We start from the raw sequence: 15,016 nt of genomic DNA on the forward strand, positions 1-15,016 counted from the left end.
ATAAAATATTTTGCTAAAGAGGATATTCCCACCAATGCAACCATTGTTTTTGAACAAGTCATAGCCATTGACTTTGAAGTGAATTGCTTTGATAATTTCATTGGTGCAGAGTTATTTGGACTTTATGAAATTTTTGATCCCGCAGCAAAAATCAGCCTGATGGAAAAAATATTTAAGAATCGCTTGGAAGGGTACTTATACCATGGGAATTATGATTATGACCCCCATGAAAAAAATGATATGCTAAATTTCCGAGAACCCGTTGAAGAAATGATACATTCCATCAATAACTATCACCTATATCAACAGCAAACACAAGGTGGAATTTATTACATCCTAGCGGCAAATTATAGACTTATTTGCAAATAATATAGAAACAGACAACATATGGCGTCGAAGCTTAAAGAAGCACCGACGCCATAATTTTTAAACACTTTCCATATATATAAAGCCTTTTCTATTTTTCCCAAACATTAGGTCTATCGGGAAAAACAATCATACCAAAACCATTTACGTCTGATAATTTGGTAATTAAAGCTTCTGTGCCCTTCTCTTGTTTCCCCTCAATCTCTTCTTTGTATAAGGGAATCAACGTATAAAAGTTAATTTGTGTTCCGTCTTTTCCCCGCAAAATGCTGATTTCTTCTTGCAATGAACCTAGCATTACCCCGCAAAGCTTGGTGCTTTCATCATAAGGAACATAATCATCGGAGTTGGAAACCGTATGGCCAAAGGCAATCCATGTATGATATTCATGGGGAAAATAAGCCAGATACTTCATTAAATTCACAGGCCACCATAAACGATTATCCACCTTGCCATCTTCAGGAATTGGTAAACTCCATTCCGCAGGCAACAGTAACATTAACTCCCCTCGTTCCAAATCTTTGAATTTGGGCAATAAATCTTCCGGCAAAGTCATTGGCAATGCACTCATCCCTACTGTATAGAGAACATGAAAATCCTTTTTTGTAGGCGCCTCTAATAGATGAATATCTATTTGCAAAAAATCGGAATTCTGCTCATAAAAAACACGCTCCTCACGATCAGGGAATAGCGTTTTCATATGCTTATCAATTTCCTTCTCGTAGGCTGTTTTTCGAACAGGTCTTTTTTTATCTGTTTTTTTCGGCTCTTTATAATGAACCTCAGAAAAATTTTTATGATTTTCCATGGTACCCCTCCCTATTCCCCGAATAATGCTTTGGCAAACTCTCTGGCATCGAATTTCTGCAAATCATTTATACTTTCCCCAACGCCTATATAGCGTACAGGAATTTGCAATTCGCTTTTAATGGCAACTACAATACCGCCCTTCGCCGTACCGTCCAGCTTTGTCAATACAATTCCAGTAATATCTGCAACCTCTTGGAACAGCTTTGCCTGTTGCAGCGCATTTTGCCCTGTTGTAGAATCCAGAACCAAATAGACCTCTTTATGGGCTTGGGGATGCTCTCTTTCGATAACCTTTCCAATTTTACGCAACTCTTCCATAAGATTCTTTTTATTATGCAAACGTCCTGCAGTATCACAAATTAACAGATCACATTTCTGTTCTCTTGCCGCATGAACTGCATCAAATACCACTGCGGCAGGATCAGAGTTTTCCTCATGCTTAATCACCTCAATCTGAGACCGCTGACCCCAAACCTCAAGCTGGTCAATGGCCGCCGCACGAAAAGTATCCGCCGCCGCCAATAAAACAGAACGACCCTCTGCCTTATAACGACTTGCCAGTTTACCGATAGTCGTGGTTTTTCCAACGCCGTTTACACCAATAACAAGGATAACCGATGGGTTTGGAAGACACTCTTCTTCCTGAACCCCCTCTGATAATATGGCAGTAATTTCATCTGCAAGCATTCCTTTTATTAAGGAAGGATCCGTTGCATGCTCTTTTTTAACACGCTTGCGCAAGTTTTCCACAATGTTCATTGTCGTTTGCACACCCATATCTGCCATAATCAGGGCTTCCTCAAGTTCCTCGAACAAATCCTCATCAATTTTCGTAAAACCGCCTAACACAGCATCCACGCCACCCATGATGTTTTTTCGCGTTTTATCGAGACCTGCTTTCAACTTTGCAAAAAAGCCCAGCTTTTTTTCTTCCGGCTGGGGTTCCATGTCCACAGGCATTTCCACCGAATCTTCCTCTTTGTCCTGATCAGGCTCTATGGCTACAGGCTCTTCCTGAAAATCTACCTTTTCTGCTTTCTCCTCTTGCAAGGCTTCTCCAACAAAGTCTGTTAATTCCTCCAAAAAGGCTTCTGCTTCCTCTGCTGTTTCTTCTACAAAGCAATCCCCCTGTGTCGTTGTAACCATGAGCTCTTCTTCCCCGTTTGGCTTTTCAAGCATTTCCGTTGCCAAATCCGAAACAGCCTCAACAAAGGCAATGGCTTCTTCGTCGTTTTGTGACGTAAATGCCTCTCCATTATCCATGGTGATTTCTATTTCCGTCTCTTCCTGTAAAGCATCCGCTGCTTGCTCTGTTTCTTGATATAGGGTATCCTCGTTGGCACGGAAAATTTGAATGTTTTCCGCTCCCATTGCCTTGCCAACAGCCTGATTCACAGCAGTCGTTTTATCAATGCCCTCTTCGACCTCCAAAACAAATCCCGGGGCTTCATCCTGAGGCGTTTCAACCTCAATCCCGTCCATTTCCATTACGCCCTCTTTGTTTTCTTCCGGCAAAGGTTCTTCTTGTGTTTTTTTCTTAAAAAAATCAAATAATCCCATTGTTTTCACCTCTAACTCTATATTTCCAATTACATCGCATCTTGCACTGAAAAGTCCACTGATATTAATTTGGATATCCCTTTTTCCTGCATAGTTACACCATACATTACATCCGCATATTCCATGGTACCCTTTCTATGGGTTATTACAATAAACTGCGTATCTTTAGCAAATTTCTTTAAATACTGGGCAAACCTACTTACATTTGCATCATCCAACGCTGCCTCAATTTCATCCAAAATGCAAAAGGGAGATGGCTTCATGTGCAAAATAGAGAACAAAATTGCAATTGCCGTTAATGCTCTCTCACCGCCGGAAAGTAGTTGCATATTTTGCAAATTTTTACCGGGGGGCTGGGCCACAATTTCAATGGGTGATTCCAGCACTCGTTCTGTATCCAGCAATCTCAAGTACGCCTTGCCGCCACCGAACATTTCTTGGAATACACGACTAAAGTTCTGAGAAATCACCTGAAATTGCTCTCTAAACTGCTTTTCCATCAACATAGAAAGCTCATCAATAATTCCCCTAAGTTTCTCTTCTGCCTCAATAATATCCGCCCTTTGCTGGGTCAAAAATCCATATCTTTCCTTCACTTCTTTGAATTGCTCAATTGCGGCAACATTTACATCTCCTAAAGTACGAATATCCGTCCTTATTTCCTTCACAGAACGGCTTACCTCAGCATTTTGTCTACCTTCTGTATATTCCTGGGCCATGCGATAGGTCATTTCATATTCTTCCCACATTTGGGCAGTAATGCGTATTTTTTCTTCCTCTATCTTCTCTCTTTTTGTTTCAAGGCGGAATAACTCATTTTCCATCTGCCGCGCAGACTCCCTCACTTCTGTCCCTCTTTGTTCCATTGTTTCAGACTCTTGGGTGATACTTATTTTTTCTTCTGCAATTTTTCCATATGCATCTTGCAAAACAATCACCTTGTTATCCAATGCACAAGACTCTTCCTGCAACTTTATTTTTTGGTTTTCCTTCGTCTCACTACTTTGTACAAAAAAAGCGACTTTTTTCTCTGCTTCTTTTATTTGCTGTAATAAGCTTTGATTTTCTGTATTTAGTCTCAAAATAGTTTCTTCAATATTGGAAATGCTCTGACTATTCTTGGAAATACTGATTCGAATCCCCGTAATTTCTTCCATTAGAGTATCACGTTTTCCCTTTTCACCGGTTAAACTATCCTGAAACTTTAAAAGCTCTGCATTCACTTCCTCTATTTTGCTTTCGGAAAGTGCAAAGGCATCTTTACTTGACTGAATATCTTTCTCCGCCCTTGATAGTTGCTCTTTCAACTGATTTTCCTCTAATACAATTAGTTGTAATCGCTCTTTGTTTTCATTAAAATCATGATTTGTTTTTTCTTTATCTCCATGGCTGCTGCTCATGGTTACGGTCATTTTTTGTAATTCTAACCTTTTTTCCACTATCTGCTCTTCAATATCCGTAATATCCTCTTGGAAGAGGTTGAATTTTTCTCGTGAATCATTGACCACTTTTTTTGTGTTCTCTGCCTTTTCCTGCAAAGAACGGATTTCCCTACTACGGCTGAAAATATGAGCCGCTTTTTTCTGTCTGGAACCACCTGTCATGGCACCACCAGGGTTTAAAATATCACCATCCAGAGTCACCATTTTATACTGATGCTTATATTTCTTTGCCAGTAAAACAGCCCGCTCTATATTTTCCACAATAATAGTACGCCCTAACAAGTTCTCGACTATCTGCCGATAGATTTCATCAAAATTAATCAATTCATATGCTGTTCCGATGACACCCGCCTCATCCAAAATAGATGGTCTGCCTTCAAACGTACGTCCCTTTACGGCAGAAATGGGCAGAAATGTTGCTCTTCCCAAATGATTTGCCTTTAAATATTGAATTGCCTCTCTGGCATCATCTTCCGTTTTGGTAACAACATTTTGCAACGCCCCGCCCAAGGCAGCTTCAATGGCAACTTCATAAGTCTCATCCACTCTTAATAACTGCCCAACGGCACCACAGATTCCTCTTTTATCCTTATCAGGCAAATTCAACAGACTCTTTACGCTATGAAAAAAGCCTTCATTTTCCTTTTCCATTTCCACCAAAACCGATAATCTGGATTGAATTTGGGAAAGGTCTTTTTCCTCCTTTGCAAGACTTACCTGTATACGCTCCTTTTCTCTTTGAGCTTCCGCACGGTCTTGTTCTAAGGCGAGAAGTTCTTTCTCCATAAAAGAGATATTCTCTTTCATCTCTTTTTCCTGCTTCTCTAAAACCTGTATATGTATTTCAAACTGATGGAGCCTACTTTCCAAATGCGTTTTTTCAGCTTGCAGCTGATTCATACGACCAGAAAATTGTTCTCTTAACGCCTCTCGCTTGGCAATTTCACCTTTTGCCTCTGTTCCAATTTTGATTTGTTCAAATATTTCATCCTTAAACGTTTCTGCCTGTGTTTCATCACGGTGCAAAGCCGAATTTAGGGATGCATACTCGTGCTCCAATTTAGAAAGCTTGTCCTGTTGATGCTCCATTTCTATGCACAAAGCAGTATTGCGGCTGTTGCTAAGTTCCAACTGATTTTCATTTTCTGCTTTTTGCTCCTGCTTTTGTAACATTTCACCACGAATTCTCTCAAGGTTTGCCTTGTCATTTTGTTGCTGTTCCTCCGTCAGACGAATTTCGCCCTCTTTACGCTCTTTTTCCGTACGAAGATCTGTCATTTCTTGATTTTGCTGCTGTAAAAGGACATCCAATTCTTCCAATTTTGCTTTTAAACGCTGTGTATTTTTTTTACTGCTTTCGGCTTGAGCAATATAATTCTGTAACTGATTTTCAGCTACTTCTTTACTCTCAAGAAGCTTCGCTAAGTCTTGCTCCATACCGACCATATCTTTACAAAAAGATACAACCTCTGCCTGTTTCAGCTCTTCCTTAAATGCCAGATAACGCTTTGCTTTTTGGCTTTGCTGTTCCAAAGGCTCAAGTTGCACCTCAAGCTCCCCGATAATATCATCCACACGAACCAAATTTTGCTGTTCCCTCTCAAGTTTATTTACTGCCTCATTCCGCCGGGTTTTGTATTTTACAATCCCTGCCGCTTCCTCGAAAATACGACGGCGTTCATCACCCTTTGAGCTTAATATTTCATCAATTCTGCCCTGACCAATGATGGAATAGCCTTCCCTGCCAACGCCCGTGTCCATAAAAAGTTCCTGAATATCCTTCAAGCGACAAGCCGTACCGTTAATCCGATACTCGCTCTCTCCCGAGCGGAATACTCTTCTGGTCACCTGAACCTCCGTATATTCTAATGGCAATTTTTGGTCCTGATTATCTATAATAATAGAAACTTCTGCAAAACCGAGAGGTTTTCTGTTTTCTGTTCCCGCAAAAATAACATCCTCCATTTTATCTCCGCGGAGGCTTTTTGCTCTTTGTTCTCCCAAAACCCAACGAACGGCATCGGAAACATTGCTTTTTCCACTGCCATTTGGCCCAACTACCGCTGTAACGCCTTGGTTAAACTCTAATTTCACTTTTTCGGGAAAGGACTTAAAGCCCTGCAGATCCAAACGTTTTAAATACATCGCTGCACCTCATTTATTTCTATTACATAATTAATTTCCCGCCTACCATGGTATAAATCACTCTGCCTCGTACTTCCCAATCCGCAAAGGGTGAAAATTTTGCTTTTGATGCAAAATGCTTGGGATCAATGCGATAACTTTGGCGCAAATCCACCACAATCAAATCCGCATCTTTTCCCTTTGCAATATGCCCTTTATTCTCCAGCTTTAATATCTCCGCAGGTTTTGTACTCATCAACTCAACTAATTTGGAAAAAGTTATTATCCCCGTTTTTACCAAGCCTGTATAGCTTAAAGAAAATGCTGTTTCCAAAGATGAAATTCCATAATCAGCACTGGTAAATACCCTATTTTTGTCTCCCTCATTCGATGGGCTATGCCCAGAAGCAATGACCTCAATGCTTCCATCGGCAATGCCATTTAATATCGCCTCCACGTCATCCTTGGTACGTAAAGGGGGATTTACTTTTGCTAAGGCATTATAATTTTCCACTTCTTCTTCCGTCAAAAGGAAATAGTGAGGACAAGTTTCCCCGGTTACCTTGGCACCTCTTCTTTTTGCCTCCCGAATTAATTGGGCAGAGCCTTTTGTACTGACATGGGCAACATGAAGCCTTGCTCCTGTATTTTCCGCAAGAATAATATTTCTGGCCACCATGACTTCTTCTGCCTCTCTCGGCATACCGGCCAAACCCAAGCAAGATGCCACAAATCCTTCGTTCATTACGCCACTGCCTGATAGTCCTCTATCCTCACAATGGGTAATCACAAGCATATCAAACATTTTCACATAAAGCATCACATTTCGTAAGAAAGACGCCTCATCCGTAAACTCATCGCCATCGGAAACGCCAACGATTCCAGCATCAAACATCTCTCCAATTTCAGCCATTTCCTGTCCTTTGCAACCAATGGACATGCTGCCATAGGGGTATATATTCACCAAAGAATGATTTTTTGATTTCGATACAATGTATTCCACAACTGTTTTATTATCAATCACAGGATCGGTATTGGGCTCGCAGGTAATTGTGGTAAAGCCCCCTCTTGCCGCGCTACGGGAAACTGTTTCAATATTTTCCAAATATTCAAACCCCGGGTCGCAAATATTACAGTGCATATCAATAAGCCCCGGTAAGACCGTATTTCCACCAATATCCATTATTTTTGCATCGCTTATTTCTAGATTCTTGCCTACTTCTTCGATAATGCCGTTTACCACATAAATATCATATAATTCATCTTCTCGAAAACCCGGAGATACGATATAGCAATTTTTCAATAATGTTTTCACCGAAAAGCACCTCCGATTTGAGTCAAATTATAATAAATTGCCATTCTAACAGCAACACTATTGGCAATTTGATCATTAATAATACATTGGGGACCATTAATCACGCCGGCTGAAATCTCAATTCCACGGCGAATAGGGCCCGGATGCATGACGATGGCATCTTTTTTTGCATAGCGCAACAAAGCTTCATCAATACGGAAAAATTTTTTGTATTCATCTAAGGAGGGCAAAACCATAGAATTTTGACTGAATTTATGCATCCGAGTGGTTAAAATAACGTCAGCATTATTCAACGCCTCACGGGCATCATAATAAACATCCACGCCAAACTTTTCTATTTCAGGGGAAATCAAGGTAGGAGGTCCTGAAACTCGAACTTCAGCCCCAAGCTTGGTCAGTGCCCAAATATTGCTTTTGGATACACGACTATGAATCAAATCTCCAACGATGGCAACCCTTAGCCCCTCAAAACCGCCTTTTTGCTCTTTAATTGTCATTAAGTCCAGTAAGGACTGCCCCGGGTTTTCGTTAAAACCATCTCCTGCATTGATTACAGATGCCTCAACCGCACTTGCCAGGAGCTGAGGTGCTCCCGCATTAGGATGGCGCAAAATAATAAAATCTGCCCCCATCTGATCTACCAACTGGCCCATGTCCAAAAGACTGTCAAATTCCTTATTTTGAATGGAACTGGTCATATCAACCACACTGGCGCTTAAATGCCTCGCCGCTAATTCATAAGAAAGCCTTGCCCTTGCACTAGGCTCATAAAACAAAATAATAACTGACTTTCCTCTTAAATGGGGTGATGTTTTATCTTTTTGGTTTAAAATATATTTCATCGTTTCTGCCGTACCAAGAATATATCGTATATCGTCCGCAGACAGGTCTTTTAGACCAAAAAAATCCTTTTTTATCAGCGGCATTTTTGACCCTCCTAAACTTAAACTTTCAAGCGCATCAGTAACTTTTCAAAATTTTCCGGTAAAGGTGCCTCAAATTCCATATATTGTCCTGTTCCAGGATGAATAAACCCCAAAACCCTGGCATGCAAAGCCTGTCCATCCAAGTGAAATGGTTGCTTTTTGGGACCATATACCATATCTCCCAAAAGAGGATGTCCAATAAACGTCATGTGCACACGAATTTGATGGGTTCTCCCCGTTTCCAGCTGTGCCTCAATTAAAGTGTAATTACCCATACGTTCTAAGACTCGATAATGGGTTACCGCTCTGCGACTATGCTTTTGTGTTACCGCCATCTTCTTTCGATCCAGCGGGTTTCTACCAATGGGTTGATCCACTATTCCTTCTTCCTCCTGAAAACCGTTAAAAACAACGGCATTATACTTTCTGGTAATGCTATGCTCTGCCAACTGCTCTGCCAAGGCTTGATGGGTAACGTCATTTTTTGCAATCATTAAAACCCCAGAGGTATCCTTATCAATACGATGCACAATTCCTGGACGTTTTTCCCCATTGATTCCCGAAAGCTCATCTCTGCAATGGTATAGCAACGCATTTACCAAAGTACCTGTCATATGCCCGGGTGCAGGATGAACCACCATACCCTGAGGCTTATTAATAACTATAACATCTTTATCCTCATACAGAATATCCAGGGGGATATTTTCCGGCAAAATTTCCACTGCCTTTGCTTCAGGAACTTCAACATCTATGATATCTTTTTCTCGTAGTTTATAATTCGCCTTTACAGCAGCACCGTTTAAGCGGATGTGGCCTTCTTCAATCAATCGTTGCACTCCACTTCGGGATAGGCTCTCCATATTTTCAGCAATAAAAACATCTATACGGCAACCAGCATCTTCCTGTTCTGCCCCAAATGTAAAATATTCCATATCATTCATCCTTCTTTTTTTCTTCTGGCTCTTTTATGACAAATAAAATCAAAAATGCCAATATAAAAACACCCACGACAACAAAAATATCCGCCACATTAAATACCGGAAAACGGACAAAGTCAAATTCAAAAAAATCCACCACATATCCGCGGAAAACGCGGTCAATCATATTTCCAATTGCACCTGCAAATACAAGTACCATTGCCATACGAACAAATTTATACTCCTTTGTTTTTGGCAGCTTCCCGTAAAAATAAAGTAAAACAACGGTAATCACCGCTGTCAGTAGCAGAATGAACCATCTTTGGCCTGAAAACATACCAAAAGCTACACCTCTATTTTCCACAAATGTTAAATTCAAAAAACCATCTACCAAGGTCATTGAGCTGATCGGCTTCAAATTTACCAATGCCAAGTATTTTGTTGCCTGATCCACTCCAATTAAAATTACTGCTGTTATTGCAGGTATTAACCACATAATTCTTTCATCCTTTTATTTTATTTTTCACGAAACGCCAGTTACATCTTATTTTTTATAACAAACACATTCGCTTTCGCCTTTGTTATCTTACCAAAATATATTTTCCCGTATCCTCAAATCAATTATTCTAGTTATAGAACGAGTTATACGGCTGAAAATCACTTTTACATTAAAATGCAAAATAGCCGTGGCAGCAAAAATGCTATGTCACAGCTTATTTTAGATGCCTCCTTGGTTTGTGGATAATATAAATCTTTCAAACCGCAGAAAAAGCGGCTTATAACTCTGTCTGCCGCTTTTTGGCTTATTATTCGTTTGCTTTTCTTTCTTCATCCTTTTCTGCAAGGATTTCATTTTTATCCAACAATTCAATTTCAGCATATAATAAAAGCTTCACTCTTGTACGCATTAATTCGTAGCGATTTTGCAACGCAACCGATTCCTGCTCCAATTCGTAGTTTTGCGTTCTGGCCATTTGTAAAATTTCCTCTGCTTGAATCTTTGCGTTTTTCACAATCAATTCGGCTTCTTCCTTCGCCGCTGCCTTTGTTTGTTCTGCTGCGGCCTCTGCCAAAGTCAACGTGCGTTCCAAGGTTTTATGTAAATCGGTAAACTGCTCTGCTTGGGAAACAGACTCACTTATCTGCTCTTTCTCTTTCTTTCCTTCCGTATAAAGCTTTTCATAATCTTCATAAAGATCATCCAAAAAAGTATCTACCTCTTCCGGAGAGTACCCAACAGCAACTTTTTTAAAATCCTTGGTAGCAATATCATTCGGTGTAATCACGCAAAAACCCCCTTATCAAATGTACACTTCCAGTTCCAACCCAATTCTCTCTTTTCTGGTCCTTCCGCCAACTTCACCCACACGGAAACGACCAAACCCTCGAGCAGAAACCATATCTCCTGTTTTTAATATGTATGATGTATTGGTAACAGCAGACCAATTTACGTTTACCTTTTCGCCTGAAATCAGCGTCTGTGCTTTCCCTCGTGAGAGGTGCAATGCCTCTCCCAAAACAGCATCCAATCGCAATGATGCTACAGTAATACGTCGAAATTCAGTACGCTTCGGGGCGAAAACCTGTGCCTGATCAAGCTTTTTCACAGTAACTGCTGTTTTTGAAACTTTGTCTAAATTTGTTTGGATATATTCAGCCATATCTTCAGAAACAAAGCAAACTGTTCCCTCCTCAGAAACCAAAATATCTCCTACTTTTCCCCTTTCAATGCCTAAGCCAAGGATAGAACCAAGATAATCTCTGTGGCTCAAATCCGTCTGCCCAAACTTTTTGCTTTTCGGAACAATTCTTAAGGCTATGATAGGAAACTCCTCTTTAGAAATCATCCTATTTCTTGGTGCCAATCCAAGCAACATCCGCTCCGTGTCCTCTACACCGCCAAATGAATGTACTTCTAAGTCAACAACACCTTTCAACCGTTCCATACACCGCTCACATTTTGCCAAATCCATAAAATCCGTAAATTGTGGTTCATGGCGCTTCAATGCAAATATCACCTGATCTAACACCTTTGCAAAAAGAAATCTTTCTTCCTGGTCCGAAATGCCTTTTAGCATCTCCTGCTTATTCACAAAATCACCCTGCCCTTACAGCATGGTAATCAGCCCCAAAATCAGCTGCTTTGCAAGCATCATTAAGATTAAAGCAATGATAGGGGAAAAATCCAGCATCATTCCTCCGCCAAGAGGAGACTTATCCAGCATTCTACGGCAAGGACCTAAAATCGGCTCTGTCATGCTATAAAGAAACTGTCCAATGGGGTTATTAAATCCTAATGGCAGCCATGAAAGAATAATTCGCCCAAAGATCAAAAGCTCCATGACATAAAAAAATAGGTCAACCGCTTTCGTTAGTAAAAATTGTATATTTTCCAATATTTTTAACCCACCTTATCTACTACTACCATTCACCCAAGGAAGGATAACTCCCTTTGTTTTCAGTTCTTCCTTAAAGTCCCCAGAAATATCAACATTTTCCGGAGCAATAATAAAAATATTATTCGCAACTCTTTGAATAGAGCCTTCTAAAGAATAGCAAGTTCCGCTTAAAAAGTCCATAATGCGCTGAGCCACAGGATACTCAACCTTTTCAAGATTTACAACAACAGGCCTTTTGGTTTTAACTTGGTCACAAATTTCCTGTGCATCTTCATAGCAACTGGGCTTGATAATCACAACCTGCATCTGCACACTTGTATTAATGCTATATACCTGTGTGTTTCCTTTTGCAGTCATTTTACGAGGTGCCGGGGCAGAATACTCCATCTCTCTGGAAACGTCCCTAAGCCCATAGCTGCTGGGTACCATTTCCCTTGCGGGAACATCATATTCCTCATCTTCGTAGTATTCATCATCATCATATTCGCCAAACATTAAGTCTTTCATTTTATTGAATAATTTAGCCACTTGTCTGCTTCCTCCTAATCGTTTCTTTCTTTATTTTCCTCACTTGGAGTAATCTCTTTCACCAAAAATACCCGTGCCTACTCTAACAATGGTCGCACCTTCTTCTATAGCAATTTCATAATCACCAGTCATCCCCATGGATAGTACGTCCATTACTACATTATCAATTTTTTTTGCATTGATGTCAACCTGTAATTGTCTCATTTGGCGGAAATATTCCCTATTTTCTTCTGAATTTTCAACAAAAGGTGCCACAGTCATCAACCCTCTGACACGTAAATGCTCCTTTTTTGAAAGCTCACGAATAAACGCTTCTGCTTTTTGTGGTGTAATACCAAATTTGCTTTCCTCATCTGCCATATTCACTTCTACTAAAATATCCATAACCCTGTTTTTCGAAGCTGCCCGTTTCTCAATTTCTTCCGCAAGCTTTAGACTTTCCACAGAATGAATCATATCTACCTTATCAATTATATATTTTACTTTATTGGTTTGCAAATGACCAATGAGATGCCAATGTACCCCCTCTCCCATAGGCTCATACTTATCCATAATTTCCTGTACCTTATTCTCACCAAGAGCAGTTAATCCACATTCCACTGCCTGGCGGATTGTCTCTACCGTCTGTGTTTTACTCACAGCCAAAAGAAGAATATCTTCTCTCTTTCTGCCACTTCTTTCTGCGGCAGCTGCGACTTTAGACTCAACTTCTTTAATATTTTCCGCAATATGACTCATACTTTTTCCTTCCTTTCTTCTGAATTCATATATCAATAAAGATCTTGTCCCTCTGTAATATTTTTCGCATCAGATACGATCAAATCATAGGCCTGTAACCCATAAGTTGTTCCTGAGCGGATAATGGCATATTCCTGATTTTGATCTAAAATATCAATGGATACAAATTTTGCCATAGAACTGTTTGCAACATAAACCCCTGCCTTCGGAGTTAAATCGGAAACCTTATATTGGACTGCACTTTCTCCCGTGCCTTGCAATATCACATCTCCCAACTTTAACTGCCCACTTTGGTCAATATATTCATTTTCATCATCATAGGAAACAATGGAAACAGGTAAAAATTTTGCATTCCCACCATTAACCAAAAGAACCCCTTTGTTACCCATGCTCTCCGTAATACAATCTTTTGGAACACGAAGCAGGGATTTTTCAACAATAGCATCGTTGGGAACCTTTAATCCTTCAATCGTTGTTTCCTCCAAGTAAAATTCCAAAACTCTCTCGCTTATAAAAGAATCCATCTGCTCATAGCTGGAAAAAACAATCTTTGTTTCCTGTTCACCGGCTTCTAGCAACTCAATCTTTGTGTTAATTTTAATTACATCATCATCAAGCTGTAAATTCAATGTTTTGTTTTCTCCTTTTTCCCAATTCACAACTTCAGAATTGGGTAAAAAAGCAACAATATACCACTGATTGCTGGTAACTATTTTAAATAATGGGTCACCCTCAGAAACAGTGCTTGCTTTTGAAATATACGTCGTCTTGCTATCTCCAACCTGTGCTTTTTTAATCCCGTCAAGGGTATCATGGGATAAAGTTTCCTCCAAGCCATCATAGCAGAAAGTTAGAACACCGCTTTCCTTGGCACGTATAGAACTCAAATTTTGCGCCAATTTCTGTTCATATTGAGATTTTTCCTCTGTTAATTGAGAAAGACTTTCCACGCTCTCCGTAAACCAAATTTCATTCCTTTGGGTCATAAAAGATTGCACTTGTTCCTTCATATCATAAAGATAGCTTAGATCAGTTTTTAGAGTCTTGCCTGCATTAGAATCCACAACCTGCTGAATTTTATCTTCTATTCTGGCAACATCTTCGGAAAAGGCAGATAAATCCGAACGACTCTTCTGGTTTTTCAAAATATCCTTATCTAGCTTGTCCAGCTTATCCTCAATATCCGTTGTGGAACTTGTATCCTTCACCGTACAAACCACCGCATTTTTTGAAACATACTCCCCCTCAGCAAACTGATAAAAGGGCTGCCCTGTGCGGTCACTGCTAACTACATATTCATCTCGTACAATTAGTCCCGTATACCGTTGTGGCGTATCAACACCGCCATAACCAACGGTTTCCACATCTATATCTGATCTTCTGGCAGACATGGTAATCATCTGCCCAAAGAGATATATTGCAATGGCAATAAACACAAACATAGGCAAAACTCGATTTACTCGAACCCGCCTTGTTCTTTTTCTTGTTTTTGGTTTTACTCTTTGCGGCAAGGCTTTGCCGTCCCCTCGTTCTCCTCTGGCCTGTGCGTAAGCAGAGTCTATCTGATATAAATTTCCCTTAATCGGATATGTACGTCGGGCCTGAGGTGCCTGTTGCCTTTGCACCTTTTGTTTTGCGCCTTGAGGAGGCCTTTTCTTTCTATTTTTTGAGGAGTCTTTTTTCATTGAAATCCTCCTTATCATCATTATCAAGCAAATTCTATCACAATATTATATAATACTTTTCATGTAAGGTAAACAAAAAAAAATCCATGAAGTTCCACACTTCCCTCTGCTTCCCTTAAAACTGCGATAAAATGACGCATTTCCATGATTTAAAACAAATTTTAATTTGCTTGTCACAAATATTTTCTGTAAAACTAAAAGGATAT

Annotated in this window: 14 protein-coding genes; 1 reads left to right on the top strand and 13 read right to left on the bottom strand. The window is 40.0% G+C overall.

The features are described from left to right. The coding region (locus P9Q65_RS07005; protein ID WP_304508659.1) for a hypothetical protein at positions 1-369 on the top strand (369 nt) is incomplete at its 5' end. A gap of 88 nt (positions 370-457) precedes the next feature. Here the strand turns inward: P9Q65_RS07005 and P9Q65_RS07010 are convergent. From P9Q65_RS07010 to P9Q65_RS07070, 13 genes are all read right to left on the bottom strand, one after another. Beyond that, on the bottom strand, positions 458-1,174 hold the full coding sequence (locus P9Q65_RS07010; protein ID WP_304508660.1) for a suppressor of fused domain protein: 717 nt from the start codon (positions 1,172-1,174) through the stop codon (positions 458-460). Positions 1,175-1,185: 11 nt separating this feature from the next. Continuing rightward, positions 1,186-2,124 carry a signal recognition particle-docking protein FtsY gene (gene ftsY / locus P9Q65_RS13300; protein ID WP_334307197.1) on the bottom strand — a complete coding sequence of 313 codons (939 nt, stop codon included), beginning with the start codon at positions 2,122-2,124 and terminating at the stop codon, positions 1,186-1,188. Between the two features lie 641 nt (positions 2,125-2,765). Continuing rightward, positions 2,766-6,323: a chromosome segregation protein SMC gene (gene smc / locus P9Q65_RS07020; protein WP_304508662.1), complete on the bottom strand. Its 3,558-nt coding sequence runs from the start codon at positions 6,321-6,323 to the stop codon at positions 2,766-2,768. Positions 6,324-6,345: 22 nt separating this feature from the next. Beyond that, complete coding sequence (locus P9Q65_RS07025; RefSeq protein WP_304508664.1) at positions 6,346-7,617, bottom strand: dihydroorotase; 1,272 nt, start codon at positions 7,615-7,617, stop codon at positions 6,346-6,348. Continuing rightward, positions 7,614-8,543 (bottom strand): aspartate carbamoyltransferase catalytic subunit, encoded by a 930-nt coding sequence (locus tag P9Q65_RS07030; RefSeq protein WP_304508665.1) that lies wholly within the window; start codon positions 8,541-8,543, stop codon positions 7,614-7,616. Before P9Q65_RS07030 ends, P9Q65_RS07025 begins: the two co-directional genes overlap by 4 nt. Before the next feature lie 17 nt (positions 8,544-8,560). Further along, positions 8,561-9,475 carry an RluA family pseudouridine synthase gene (locus tag P9Q65_RS07035; protein ID WP_304508666.1) on the bottom strand — a complete coding sequence of 305 codons (915 nt, stop codon included), beginning with the start codon at positions 9,473-9,475 and terminating at the stop codon, positions 8,561-8,563. A gap of 1 nt (position 9,476) precedes the next feature. Next, on the bottom strand, positions 9,477-9,956 hold the full coding sequence (gene lspA / locus P9Q65_RS07040) for a signal peptidase II (RefSeq protein WP_304508667.1): 480 nt from the start codon (positions 9,954-9,956) through the stop codon (positions 9,477-9,479). A 310-nt stretch (positions 9,957-10,266) separates the two neighbouring features. Further along, the gene (locus P9Q65_RS07045) at positions 10,267-10,746 is read right to left on the bottom strand and encodes a DivIVA domain-containing protein (protein ID WP_304508668.1); all 480 of its coding nucleotides are present in this window, start codon (positions 10,744-10,746) and stop codon (positions 10,267-10,269) included. 15 nt (positions 10,747-10,761) lie between these two features. Beyond that, a complete protein-coding gene (locus P9Q65_RS07050; RefSeq protein WP_304508669.1) occupies positions 10,762-11,553 on the bottom strand; it encodes a YlmH family RNA-binding protein in 792 nt (263 codons plus the stop codon). A 15-nt stretch (positions 11,554-11,568) separates the two neighbouring features. Then, the gene (locus P9Q65_RS07055) at positions 11,569-11,856 is read right to left on the bottom strand and encodes a YggT family protein (protein WP_304508670.1); all 288 of its coding nucleotides are present in this window, start codon (positions 11,854-11,856) and stop codon (positions 11,569-11,571) included. A gap of 15 nt (positions 11,857-11,871) precedes the next feature. Continuing rightward, a complete protein-coding gene (locus P9Q65_RS07060; protein ID WP_304508671.1) occupies positions 11,872-12,387 on the bottom strand; it encodes a cell division protein SepF in 516 nt (171 codons plus the stop codon). A 39-nt stretch (positions 12,388-12,426) separates the two neighbouring features. Beyond that, positions 12,427-13,125 carry a YggS family pyridoxal phosphate-dependent enzyme gene (locus P9Q65_RS07065; RefSeq protein WP_304508672.1) on the bottom strand — a complete coding sequence of 233 codons (699 nt, stop codon included), beginning with the start codon at positions 13,123-13,125 and terminating at the stop codon, positions 12,427-12,429. Between the two features lie 32 nt (positions 13,126-13,157). Beyond that, entirely contained in the window at positions 13,158-14,810 is a 1,653-nt protein-coding gene (locus P9Q65_RS07070) for an HlyD family efflux transporter periplasmic adaptor subunit (protein ID WP_304508673.1), read from the bottom strand. Positions 14,811-15,016 lie beyond the last annotated feature (206 nt).

Origin of the sequence: Anaerotignum sp., assembly GCF_030625865.1 — a bacterium.
In the GTDB taxonomy this organism is placed as follows: domain Bacteria; phylum Bacillota; class Clostridia; order Lachnospirales; family Anaerotignaceae; genus Chakrabartyella.